We start from the raw sequence: 12,091 nt of genomic DNA, 5'->3' as shown, positions 1-12,091 counted from the left end.
TATCTGCCCATGTCCCAACGCCAGCTGGCGCTGATCCTGATCGCGCCGGGCCTGCTCCTCGTCGCGGCTCTGTTTCTCTATCCGCTCGGCTTTTCGCTGGTCTCGGCCTTCACGCGCCCGGACGGCTCGCTGACGCTGGAATGGTTCGCCAAGGCGTTTGAGCTTTACTCCGGCGATATCGTCTTCACGGTGATCATCGTGCTGTCCTCCTGCCTGCTGACGGCACTGGCTGCGATCGCTATCGCGGGAACGCTGACGCTCGGCGAAAACAGATGGGTCGTGGGCACGCTGAAGGCGCTCTATCGCTGGCCGCTCTTCATCCCCTTCATCGTCGCGGCGCAGTGCATGCGGACCTTCCTCGCCAAGAACGGGCTGATGAACAACACCTTCGTCTCGCTTGGCCTGATGGACCCATTGAGCGCGACCAGCTTTCTCGACTGGCGCGGTATCATCGCGACCTTCGTGTGGAAGCAGACGCCGTTCGTGGCCCTGCTGCTGGCCGGCGCATTGGCGTCGATCGACCGGGCGACGCTCGAAGCCGGCCGCAATCTCGGCGCTTCGCGCCTGCGGGTGCTGGTGGAGCTGGCGCTGCCGCAGGTGATGCCGACGCTCCTCGTCGCGCTGGTCCTGTCCTTCGTGACGATGCTCTCTGTGCTCTCGGTGCCGATGATGGTGTCGGGTTCGCAGCCGACCATGCTGACCGTCGACATGGCCTTCCGCATCAACGCCTATGGCGACTACGCCACTGCCAATGCGCTCGGCGTAATCACCTATCTGATCAGTGCCGGTGCCGCGATCCTCTACCTGAAACGCGGCATGTCGAAGGAGGCCGCACCATGATCCGGCTTGCCTCCACGGCGAAGGCGGCGCTGGCTGCCGCCCTTCTCACCGCTTTCGCCTTCGTCCTCATCGGTCCGCTTGCGAACCTTGCGCTGTGGTCCGTCGCCGAGCGCTGGTACACGCCCTACAAGCTGCCGGTGACCTATGGCACCCGCTATTGGGAGCAGGTTTTCCGCCCGACCGGCGACGCCATGGCCTCGCTCGGTACCAGCGTATGGATCGCGGTGCTGACGGTCATTGTCGCGCTCGCGCTCTCGATCCCGGCCGGCTATGCGCTGGCGCGGCTGAAGCTGCCGGTGCGCGCGCTGTTCATGGTGATGTTCCTGCTGCCGCAGGCATTCCCGTCCGTCGCGATCTACATCAACGTCGCGCGCGTCTTCTACCAGATCGGCATCAACGGCACGGTCTTTGCCGTGGTCCTCGTCCATGCCGCTCACGGCCTCGTCTATTCCGTCTGGATCGCGGCGGCGGCCTTTGCCGCAGTCGACAAGGACCTGGAGCTCGCCGCCCGCAATATTGGCGCGTCACCCCTGCGTACCTTCGCCACCGTGACATTGCCGTTGGCTGCGCCTGGCATCATCGCCAGCGGCATCTTCGTGTTCCTGGAATCGCTCGACGAATTCACCGGCACCTTCTTCGTCGGTGTGCCGCAGGTCACGACATTGCCGCTGCTGCTCTACAACGCGGCGATGGGCGGCAACTACCAGGTCGCGTCGATCACGGCTTTGATCCTGCTCGTCCCGTCCGTGCTGTTCATGCTGTTCATCGAGCGCTTCCTGCGCGCCGACGTCCTGGCGAAGGTCGGTGCGTGAGGCCTCCGATCCGCGCCTGATCGCGGTCCGGGCGTCCGTCGCGTCATTGCGCCGGCACACCCGGGCCGCTGCCCGCCAAAATCCATGAAAACGGGATTCCCTGACTAGCTTTGGGATTCCCTGCTGATCCGTCCCGAGACCAGGCGCGGCATAACTGCTCATGACGGCATTGCCCGATTGCGACTGTCTGCCGGTGCGGCGGGCGGCCTCGGCGGCAAGGCCATCGCTTGCTTCTACAGCGACGGATTGCGCAACTCATGGCCCAGAATTCAAGCAGGTCCGATCACAGCCTCGTTCGGCTGATGTCAGGCAAGATCATCGCACTCGGGATCGCCCTGGTCATTTGCGGGATCATCGCGATTGCAAGCCCTGCCATCTCGACCATGGCGGTGACTTTGTTCCTTGGCCTGATCCTGGCTGTCGCTGGCGCATTCAAGGTGGTCCAGTCCTTCATGGTCAAGGAGTGGAGTGGCTTCGTCTGGCAGTTGCTGGTCGGGATGATCGAGTTGTTGGGCGGCATTCTGGTGTATTTCAACCCGATGAAGGGGGCGATTGCCATCACCTTGGTGATTGCCCTTGTCTTGATCGCGGAAGGCCTCGCCCAGCTCGGGCTTGCCATCAAGATGCGGGCGCAGAGCGGCGTGGGCTGGATGTTCCTGTCCAGCATCATCACGATCGTCGTTGGCGTCGCGCTGGCGATGCGGCTCCCCTATGGCGGCATCTATGCGCCCGGCACGCTGGTGGGCGTCTCGCTGCTCTTCGCCGGCTGGGCTTATATCGCGATCGCGCTCGCCGCCCGGAAGGCTGCTGCCTGACCTCCCGGTCCGGCGTATCATCGGCAGAGCAGATTCTCGAAGGTTCCAGGCATGCGCGGTTTCATCGGCAAGACGCTGAAACGCGGGGGCGCCGTCCTCGCGATCGTCGCGCTGTCCCTGCTCGGACTGCGCATCTACGACACCCAGCGCGGCGCGCCGCTTGAACCCTGGCACATTTATGTGCCGCATGAACTCTCGATCAAGGAGCTCGATCGCGGCAGCTGGGACGACTATCTCAAGGCGGAGGCGGCAGCTTTCGCGGGCGTGCGGGCGGAGGTCACGCAAAAGCTCGCCCCTGAGGAGCGTGTTCCGGTCAATCGCTATTTCGACGGCAGCGCGATTCATCCCGAGCATTTCAAGCAGGATTGGAACCGCTCCTATGTCATGGAGCCGGAGGGCAAGCCGGTCGGCGTGGCCGTGTTCCTGCACGGGCTGACGGATTCGCCCTACAGCCTGCGCCACGTCGCACGGCAATATCGTGACCGTGGTTTCGTCGCCATCGCGATCCGTCTGCCAGGACACGGCACAGTGCCGGCCGGGCTGACCGAGATCGAATGGGAGGATTGGTTGGCTGCGACGCGCCTCGCGGTCAGGGAGGCGAGAAAGCGGGTCGAGCCCGCCGCGCCACTGCATCTCGTCGGGTTCTCGAATGGCGGCGCACTTGCGCTGATGTATGCGCTCGAAGCGCTCGAGAACAAGGAACTGGCGCGGCCGGACCGCCTTGTCCTGATCTCGCCGATGATTGGGATCACGGCCTTCGCACGCTTCGCCGGGCTTGCCGGCCTGCCGGCCATCCTGCCGGCTTTCGCCAAGGCGGCCTGGCTCAGCGTCCTGCCCGAGTTCAACCCGTTCAAGTACAATTCCTTCCCGGTCAACGGCGCGCGCCAGTCGCATCTGCTGACCAGCGCCCTGCAGCAGAAGATCCTGCGGCTGGCGCGGGAAAACCGGTTGAAGGACCTGGCGCCGCTCATCAGCTTCCAGTCGGTGATGGATTTCACCGTGAGCACGCGGGCGATCATCACCTCGCTCTATGCCCATCTGCCGGCGAATGGCAGCGAGCTCGTCCTGTTCGACCTGAACCGTTCGACCAAGTTCGGGCCGCTGCTGAGTTCGGCCTCCGACACGCTGTTGAGCCGCATGCTGCCGGCACCGCCGCGGAATTTCCGGGTGTCGATCATCACCAATGCCAGCGAGGATTCCAGCGATGTCGTCGAACGGGTGACCGAGGCCGGCGCATCGGCCGAGACCGTGCGAGACCTCGGGCTGTCCTATCCCTTCGACGTGTTTTCACTGTCGCATGTCGCCCTGCCATTCCCGGTCACCGATGGCCTCTACGGCCTCAAGCCCGATCCGGCGGAGGATTTCGGCATCAAGCTCGGGGCGGTCGCCGCCCGCGGTGAGCGCGGCACCCTGATCGTGAATCTGGATTCGCTGCTGCGCATGTCGTCGAACCCTTTCTTTCCCTATCTGATCGACCGGATCGACGAACCGCTGCGTGGCGCGGCGTCCGCATCTCCTGCCGTACCCGCCACGCGATAGGCGGCGGCGGAGCCGGTTCCGCGCCGATTGGATCATGGGCGGCGGTTCGAGTCCGGACCGCCGGAGTTCAGAACCGCCAGATTAGCGGTACGTAGAACACCGCCATGATGAAGAACCAGATCATCAGCGGCGTCCCGAGCTTCCAGTAGCTATTGAAGCTGTAGCCGCCGGGGCCCATCACCATCATGTTCGTCGAGGTCGCGATCGGCGTCATGAAGGACGCTGCACCGGCGATACACAGGCTCATCAGGATCGGGCGGGGCGAAACCCCCATGCCGGTGGCCGCCGCCATGGCAATGGGGATGACCAGCATCGTGGTGGCCGTATTGCTCATGATCTGGCCGAGGCTTGCGGTCAGCACGAAAAGGCCCGCGAGAAAGACGATCGGTCCGGCATCGCCGGTGAGCGCAACGAGGTAATTGGCCACGAGCTGTGCCGCGCCCGACTGCACCATGGCGGTGGAAAGCGGCATCATCGCACCGACGAGGATCACCGTCGTCCAGTTGATGGCGCGATAGGATTGCTCGACCGTGACGATGCCTGTGAGGATCAGCAGGCAGGCCGAGACGAGCCCGGCCACCGCCGGCGGGACGATGCCCGTGGCGAGCAGCACGACGAGGCAGGCCAGCACTGCGACGGCGACGCCGGCTCCGGCGCCCATCGGCACCGCCTGGCGCCTGACGAGATCGGGCGAGTTGACGACCAGGATGTCGGGGTCCGTGAGCTGCAGGTCGAGTGCTTTCCAGCTGCCTTCCAGCAGGATCGTATCGCCAGCCTGGAGAGCATCGTCGGGTTCGAGATCGACGCCGGCCCGCTGCACCGCGAGCACCACGAGATCGCCGCTATCGGTGATCATGCCCGGGAACATCGCGCGCCCGATCAGGGCCGAGCGCGGCGGGATAACGACTTCCGCGAGGCCGGAGCGGCGGTTGAACAGGCTCGGCCCGGCCTCGTCGTCCCCTCGGTCCTCGCGCAAGGCGAGGTGCTTCTCCGCTGCGAGATCGGCGACGGCTGCCGCATCGCCCTTCACCAGCAGGTAGTCGCCCTCCGAGATCGCCGGCGCGCGCAATGGCGTGCCGGAATCTCCGGCCTGAACGGCCATCAAGGTGAGACGCTGATCGCCGGCGAAGTCCAGGGCTGCGGGCGCACTCCCGATATAGGACGAGGTGGCGCGCACGCGCAGCCGGAAGACGCCGTCGCTCAGTCCGTAGTGCTCGACCAGCGTCTGGGCGTGGCGGCTGAAGTCGGCGGGCAAGCGCGCGCTGCTCTGCTCGGGCAACAGGCGCTTCCCGAGCAGCAGGATGATCGCCATCGTGCCGGCGAGCAGGGGAATGCCGACGAGAGCGAACTCGGCAAAGGCGAAGCCCTGCAACCCGGCATCTTCCAGCGCTTCCGAGACCAGGATGTTCTTCGGGGCACCGGTGAGCAGCAGGTTCGAGCCGGCATGGGCCGCAAAGGCCAGCGGCATCAGGAGCTGCGACGGGGATTGCCGCAGCCGGATCGCGGCCATCACCACGACCGGCATCAGGGCTGCCACCGCGCCGCCGCCGCTGATCAGGGCGCTCAGGCAGCCGACGGCCGTCATGATGATGATCAGCAGGCGGGTCCGCCTGTTCTCGCCCGCCTTGGCGATCAGGAGCTGTCCGGCCCAGGCGGTCACGCCCGTCTTCTCGAGCGCGGCACTGACGATGAAGAGACTGGCGATGAACAGCACCGCGCGATCGCCAAATCCGGCGAGAGCCTGTTCGAGCGTGACGGCACCGGTCGCCCAGAGCGAAAGCGCTGCTCCAATGGCCACGACGATGACCGGCAGCCTGTTCCAGGCGAACAGGGCAATCGTGATCACGGTGACGACGGCGGTACTCTCGATCGGGCTCAAGTCTGGTCCAGTCCTGTGATGATGCGTGTCAAAGCGGCCACGGCACGAGGCCTCCGCTGTCCTGGTCGTTCACCGAAGCGGGGTCATGTGCTCCGCTGCAGAAGGGCGGATGCGGGTACTGTATCCGACCATGGCCGGGGCGCCAGAGAGCCAGAGAGCCAGGGAGCCAGGGAGCACAGACCCGCTCGCGTTCAGGCTCGATACATCAGCGCTCCCAGCAGAACGGCAACGAGGATGAGCGACAGCCCGGCCACCGACCAGCGGCGCAGCAGGGCGTCCACCTGCTCGATGCCGGCAGCGAGGCGCTGAATGACGGAGGTACCGGCCTTTGCCAGCACGACGATGTCACCCTCGGGGATGGAGCCAGGCAATGCCGTGATGCGACGAACCAGCAGCATGGCAAGCGCGCCCAGCAGCATGGGCCAGGCCACCTTCCAGAGCGCGTCGGGCTGCAGCAGGCTGGCGATGCCTTCGCCCGCAATTGCGGGATAGAGCGACCATGGGATCACCAGCGAGGCGGCCGCGACGATGAGCCAGGGGAGGAGCTGTCCGGGAGGAGCGGAGGACGGGGAGTTCTCCCGTGCGTCGCGCGCCACGATCGACAGGAAATGCAGCATCAGCAGCGTACTGCAAGCGCCGGCCAGCGCCATCGCGTGGCTGACATAGCCATAGCCCAGCATCGGCTTGGTCGCGAGTTTGGCAAGGGCGCCACTGGTCAGGGGCATGCCGCCGAGGCTGAGCGCCAGGAGGGCGGTGAGCAGCAGGACGGGACGCAACCGTGCCTGCCCGGTCGCAGCCAGAATGCCGACCGCCAGGAAGAGGGCCCCCTTCACCAGCGTATGATGCACCGCGTAGTAGGCAACGAGGCTCGTCGCCCCGGTATCGGCATTCTCGAGCCCGACACCGAGAAGGACGGCGAGCAGACCCATCTGGCTGACCGTGGAATAGGCCAGGATGGTCTTGGCGCGGGTCTGGGTCACACCGACGATGACGCCGAAATACGCGGTGACGATGCCGGCCGCGATCAGCACGTTGCCCCAGAATGGCAGGCCGGCCTCGAAGGGCAAAAAGCGGATCAAGCCGATCACGCCCGCCTTGACGACCACCCCGCTGAGCACGGCGGAAGCGGGCATCGGCGCGGCGGGGTGGGCGAGCGGCAGCCAGACATGCAACGGCACGAGGCCCATCTTCAAGGCAAAGCCGAGGATGAGCAGGGCAACGATGCTGTCGCGCATCGGGGATGTTGGCAGGGATGCGACCACGTCCCGGATCGCAGGATTGGCGTCGGGGTGGCCGGCCGCGAGCATCACGAAGGCCAGCAGCAGAAACGCCTCTGCGAGCAGTGCCAGCACGACATAGACGACGCCGGCTCTGTGAGCGCGTGCGGTCTGCTCATGCACGATCAGCCCATAGGCGGCGAGGCTCGCCAGCGTGAAGAGCAGGTAGAAATTCGCGATATCGCCCACGATGAAGAGGCCGAGGCTGCCTGTCAGCGTCAGCAGCCACCAGACGGCGAAGCGGGCAGCGGCCGGCTCGCGGCCCATGTAGGAGGACGCGAAGGCGCCCGCTGCGCTCCAGAGCAGGGCGGCGCCGCCGAGCAGGATTGCACCCGGCCGATCGAGGAGGAGCGACATCCGGAATGGCGGCGGGAAGAAGACCGAGGTTCCGTCCGGCACCAGAAGCGCCGCGAGCAGGCCTGGCAGGGGCGCGACAGCAAGCAGCGACAGCGCACGGGTCCGGAAGCGCCCGAAGATGCAGCAGGCCGCCATTGCGAGCGGGAGGAGCAACGAAGAGGCAAGGAGCAGGCCGGAAGCGTTCATGGCGCCACCGTTGCGATGACACCGGAGCGCCCCAGCTGCAGGAAGCCGAAGGGCTCGAGCGGTACGAAACCAAGCAGCACGGCCGCCACCGCCAGAACAAGGGCCACGAGCTCGAGGCGCCGCGGTATCGGTTTCTGTGCGACGAGCGCGATGGCCGGTGTTGCCAGGGCGCGGTCGACGACGCGAAAGACATAGCCCGCTGCAAGCAGGCCTCCGGCCAGAATGGTGGCGGCAAGCCATGGGTGGCCGTTCAGCACCGCGGCCGTCAGCAAGAGGCACTTCGCAATGAAGCCTCCGCTCGGTGGAATCCCCATCAGGGACAGGCCGGCGAGGCCGAAGGCCGCCGCGCTGATCGGGAGTACGCGGCCGAACCCGCCGAGATCGGCGATCCGGTCATGGCCAAAGGCCTCGGCGATGACGCCGGCCGCAAGGAACATCGCGGCCTTGGCGAACGCGTGAGAAACCAGCTGGAGGACACCTCCGGTCCAGGCGATGGTTTCCCAGGGAGCTTGCGCCTCATTTCCGGCTGCGAGCGGGAAGACGATGAAGAGATAGCCGATCTGCGCCACGGTCGAATAGGCGATCATCAGCTTCAGCCGCGCCTGCCGAAGCGCCATGACGCTGCAGAACAGGATCGAGGACGCGCCGAGAACCGCCAGGATCTGACCGGCCAGGATCGCTGCCTGCGGGGGGGCGATGTCGAGCACGAGACGCAGGATCAGGAAGACCGGCGCCTTGATGACGAGAGCCGAGAGCACCGCGCTCGCGGCTGCGGGTGCGCCGGCATGGGCCGGGGGCAACCAGAGATGCAGCGGAAACAGGGCAGCTTTGGCGAGAAGCCCTACGATCATCAGGGCAAGTGCCACCGAGAGGGCCGGCCCGCCTTCACTCAGGCGCGACAGCATCTGGATATCGAGCGTTCCGTAACTGCCATAGAGCAGCCCGGTGCCGAGCAGGTAGAGCAGGGACCCGAGCAGCGCGAACATCAGGTAGCGCAACGCTGCGGCGACGGTCTCGGCGCGGCCATCGAGGCAGACCAGCGGGACTGCGGCGAATGTCAGCAACTCGAGGGCGACATAGAGGTTGAACAGGTCCTCGCCGACGAAGACCGCGTTCAGCGCGCTCCAGGTTGCCAGCAGCAAGCCCCAGAAGGTCGTCGGCGCCCTCCCGTCCTGCGTCTTCGGGGCCAGCGCATAGAGGTCCCGCGCAAACAGGCATGTTGCCGTGAGCACCACCGCCGTCATCGCGATCATCGTCGCGGAAAGCCCGTCGGCGCGCAGTGCGATTCCAAGCGGCGGTTGCCAGCCGCCAACGACATAGGTGAGCGCGCTGCCGGTCCGGATCAACTCGGCCACGATAGCGATCGCGGTGACGAGACCGGCGGCGACGGTGACAAGCGCGACCTGCCTGGCATGGCGCGGGGCGAGGATCAGCATGGCCAGCACGCCGAGGACGGGCAAGGTCACGGCAAGGACCAGCAGATAGCCGCCGGGAGTGGCAAGGTGAACGGAGGCGGGCGCGAGAGGGGTCATGGCTCGGCCCGCTGCTTGTCGCCGGCGGCTGGCGCGTCCAGGCTTTCGCGGCCGGTGAGATCGAACAGGCGCTGGAGCAGCGCGACGGCAAGGGCGGTCGCCGAGAATGCGACGACGATGCCAGTGATCACCATGGCCTGCGGAACCGGGTCGCCGGAAAATCCGGCGGCTGCTCCGCGCCGTGCCGCCGCGCCAAAGACCAGGAAGATGCCCGCGCCGAGAATGTTGAACCCGACGATCCTGCGCAGGAGGCCGGCATGGGTGATCACGATGAACAGGCCGATTCCGGCCAGCGCCGCGCCGCACAGGCCAAACAATGTGGCAGGGCCGAGGGATGCGAGGCTCATGGGGCCGGTGCCCTGCTGGAGGGGCCGGCCACGAGCAGGCCGAGCGTCAGGGCGATCGATATCGTCAGCGCTGCCTCGATGCCGACGATGATGGGTTTGGCCGCACCCTCCGGATAGGCGAGGAAGCCGCCTGCGATCGCAAAGCCGAGGAAGCCGATCGCGAAGAACAGGGCCGGCCCCCCGACAAGCAGAAGTCGCAGCGTCGTCCGCCTCGTTTCCGGTGCGGGACGCAGGCCGGCCAACATGACGAGCAGCCACATCGCGGCAAGCACGGTGCCAGCCTGGAACGTCCCGCCCGGCGCGTCGGCCCCCACCCAGCACATATAGACGGCGATCAGCACGCCAAAGGGGGGCAATACGCGGGCGAGGTAGACAAAGGGCGGCGGCGCAAGCGCTTGCCTCACCTCTGGTGCACCACCCCAGAGCTGATCGGGCGCCAGCGACCACACCCCCAGGAGGGCGAGCAGCAGAACGACCTTCTCAAGCAGTGTATCCAACGCCCGGTAAGCCAGCAGGACGGCCGTCACGGGATTGCCGAGGCCGGTCGCGTCCAGCGCCGCGGCAGCGGCAGGTGCGAGTGTCGGGGCGGGCGAGGGGAAGGAAAGCACGGCGAGTGCGAGGCCAGCCGCCGCGAGCGTGCAGGCGATCGCGGCGCCTGCCTTGGCGGTTCTGTTGGGGGCTGGGGGGCGGGATGAGCGCTTGCGCAGCCGGGCTTCGGCCCGAAGCAGAAGCATGCCGGTGACCCCGCCGCCGATCGCCACCTCGGTCATGGCAACGTCGATCGCCGAGAGCCGCGTCCAGCCCAGTCCAAGCAGCAGACCGAAGGCAATGAAGGCGATGATCGCACCCTGATCATCCCTGGCCCTGGCGACATGGACGGCCAGCGCGAGAAGCCACGCGACGAGCGCGAGATCGAGAAGCATGGTCATGGGCGGGGCTTGCGCCGATAGAGCACCCCGGCGATCAACTGGCTCGCCGTTGCGGCCGAGATCTGGGCCAGCAGCCAGACGCAGACCAGCTTCAGGCCGCCCGCGAAGCTCTCGGCCTGCGGCAGGAGCCCAAGCACGATCAACCCGAGCCCCAGATTGTCGGCTTTGCTCAACGCGTGAAGGCGGCTGAGCGTGTCGGGGAAGCGCAGCAGGCCGAGCGTACCGGCGAGAAACAGAAGAGCGCCGCCGCCGACGGCTATGAGCGTGAAGGTATTGACGAGCGCCGTCACGCCTCGTCCTCCGTCTGTTCGGATGCGTCGGCGCCGAGGCCGGACTGCCCGAAGGTGAAGGCAGCACAGGAGACGGCGGCCAGGAGCATCAGCAGCAAGGCGACATCCGTCATGGCGGCGGAACGCGAAGCGGCGCCAAGCAGCAGCACGGCGGCAGCGCCCCCCGTGCCCAGCAACTGAACTGCCATCATGCGTTCGACGGGTATGTCGGAGCGCAGCACCTTAAACAGTCCAAGCGCCGTGACGGTCAGGATGAAGAGCGCTGCTCCCGTGAAGAGGTCAGCCATGATCGCCCCCGTTCTCCAGAGTGCCGCAGAAGGCTGCTTCATCAGCGGCGATCTGTTCCGCCACCGGTTCGCGCAGATCGAGGCAATGGATATGAAGCGTGCCATCCGCATCCGCCGCGACGGGCAGCTTGCCGGGCTGGAGGCTCATGACCGCACATGAGGCGCTGCGGGCCATGCCGGGCGGCAGCACGGTGCGATAAGTGACAAAGCCTGGCGACAGGGCCGGCTGTGGGGCAAAGGCGCGGCGCGCGACATCGACGCCGGCCACGGCTGATTGCGGTATGAAGCGGATCAGGAAGCGCAAGAGGCCGGGCGTGGACAGTTTTCCGCTTTCCGGCCAAAGCGCCGTGCTCGTCCAGGTCGCTGCGGCTGCGGCGATCAGGCCGATGGGCAGATCCTTCAGGGCGGGGCCCATCAGGATCAGCCATAGCGCGAGAAAGCCGAGACTGCGCGTGAGCATGGCAAGGGGCGGCGCCCTGGCTTCGGTGGTCATGACCATGCCCCTTTGGCCGGCTGGCGCGAGCCAGGGGTGGGCGGGGCCGGCAGCCCGATGATCGCATGCCGGTCGCGGCCTCGAGACGATGCTCGTGCGCAAGTATTTTGGCCGATTTGAAGCTTAGATAAGACGAGTATCGAAGATGGCGGTTTCATTTTCCGGAGCGACAGTGGCTCATGTAATATAAGGTCACAGCAACCAAGGCCTCGCCAACGCTGATTTTGGCGGATGATTCCCGAAATATCGCTGAAGTTTTGTCTTTCGTGCATTGAATTGGCGCGTTCAATTCTATTGAAATCACGTTACAACTTGTGTAAGTATCTGATTTTAAAGTAGCATCTGCCCTTTCCTCGGTCATCAGCCCCGTGTCTCACTTCTGTGCTCGGCGTCCCATTCTCGGTTCGGGTATGAAAGATTGGCCGTGAAAGCGTGCATGACTCTGGCATCAAGGTTATGTCCTTCGAGGCAACTGAGTTGTGTGCATCCTGATGTTGCTGCGGGGCAA

General features: G+C 65.9%; 12 protein-coding genes. 4 read left to right on the top strand and 8 right to left on the bottom strand.

Translation table 11 applies throughout. The features are described from left to right. The first annotated feature begins 9 nt into the window (after positions 1–9). The 4 genes from AC1DGP_RS15240 (at position 10) to AC1DGP_RS15225 (ending at position 4,006) form a co-directional block, all read left to right on the top strand. Positions 10–840, top strand: a complete 831-nt coding sequence (locus AC1DGP_RS15240) for an ABC transporter permease (RefSeq protein ID WP_441490707.1) — start codon at positions 10–12, stop codon at positions 838–840. Continuing rightward, a complete protein-coding gene (locus AC1DGP_RS15235; protein ID WP_441490708.1) occupies positions 837–1,652 on the top strand; it encodes an ABC transporter permease in 816 nt (271 codons plus the stop codon). The genes AC1DGP_RS15240 and AC1DGP_RS15235 overlap by 4 nt, the downstream gene beginning before the upstream one ends. A 257-nt stretch (positions 1,653–1,909) precedes the next feature. After that, positions 1,910–2,467: an HdeD family acid-resistance protein gene (locus tag AC1DGP_RS15230; protein WP_441490709.1), complete on the top strand. Its 558-nt coding sequence runs from the start codon at positions 1,910–1,912 to the stop codon at positions 2,465–2,467. A gap of 51 nt (positions 2,468–2,518) precedes the next feature. Continuing rightward, entirely contained in the window at positions 2,519–4,006 is a 1,488-nt protein-coding gene (locus tag AC1DGP_RS15225; RefSeq protein ID WP_441506420.1) for an alpha/beta hydrolase, read from the top strand. A gap of 67 nt (positions 4,007–4,073) precedes the next feature. Here AC1DGP_RS15225 and AC1DGP_RS15220 read toward each other — a convergent pair whose 3' ends face one another. From AC1DGP_RS15220 to AC1DGP_RS15185, 8 genes are all read right to left on the bottom strand, one after another. Beyond that, the gene (locus AC1DGP_RS15220) at positions 4,074–5,885 is read right to left on the bottom strand and encodes an SLC13 family permease (protein WP_441506419.1); all 1,812 of its coding nucleotides are present in this window, start codon (positions 5,883–5,885) and stop codon (positions 4,074–4,076) included. A 191-nt stretch (positions 5,886–6,076) separates the two neighbouring features. After that, positions 6,077–7,705 (bottom strand): complex I subunit 5 family protein, encoded by a 1,629-nt coding sequence (locus AC1DGP_RS15215; RefSeq protein WP_441506418.1) that lies wholly within the window; start codon positions 7,703–7,705, stop codon positions 6,077–6,079. Continuing rightward, positions 7,702–9,237, bottom strand: coding sequence for a complex I subunit 5 family protein (locus AC1DGP_RS15210; RefSeq protein WP_441506417.1), 1,536 nt, complete (start codon positions 9,235–9,237; stop codon positions 7,702–7,704). The genes AC1DGP_RS15215 and AC1DGP_RS15210 overlap by 4 nt, the downstream gene beginning before the upstream one ends. Further along, positions 9,234–9,584, bottom strand: coding sequence for an NADH-quinone oxidoreductase subunit K (locus tag AC1DGP_RS15205; protein WP_441490714.1), 351 nt, complete (start codon positions 9,582–9,584; stop codon positions 9,234–9,236). The genes AC1DGP_RS15210 and AC1DGP_RS15205 overlap by 4 nt, the downstream gene beginning before the upstream one ends. After that, positions 9,581–10,513: a hydrogenase subunit MbhD domain-containing protein gene (locus tag AC1DGP_RS15200; RefSeq protein ID WP_441506416.1), complete on the bottom strand. Its 933-nt coding sequence runs from the start codon at positions 10,511–10,513 to the stop codon at positions 9,581–9,583. Before AC1DGP_RS15200 ends, AC1DGP_RS15205 begins: the two co-directional genes overlap by 4 nt. Continuing rightward, entirely contained in the window at positions 10,510–10,803 is a 294-nt protein-coding gene (locus AC1DGP_RS15195; RefSeq protein ID WP_441506415.1) for a cation:proton antiporter, read from the bottom strand. The genes AC1DGP_RS15200 and AC1DGP_RS15195 overlap by 4 nt, the downstream gene beginning before the upstream one ends. After that, entirely contained in the window at positions 10,800–11,090 is a 291-nt protein-coding gene (locus AC1DGP_RS15190) for a monovalent cation/H+ antiporter complex subunit F (protein WP_441506414.1), read from the bottom strand. Before AC1DGP_RS15190 ends, AC1DGP_RS15195 begins: the two co-directional genes overlap by 4 nt. Next, positions 11,083–11,583, bottom strand: coding sequence for a Na+/H+ antiporter subunit E (locus AC1DGP_RS15185; protein ID WP_441506413.1), 501 nt, complete (start codon positions 11,581–11,583; stop codon positions 11,083–11,085). The genes AC1DGP_RS15190 and AC1DGP_RS15185 overlap by 8 nt, the downstream gene beginning before the upstream one ends. Positions 11,584–12,091 lie beyond the last annotated feature (508 nt).

Source organism: Allobosea sp. 05T433 (assembly GCF_056396065.1).
This window is presented reverse-complemented; position numbering and strand designations above follow the sequence as displayed.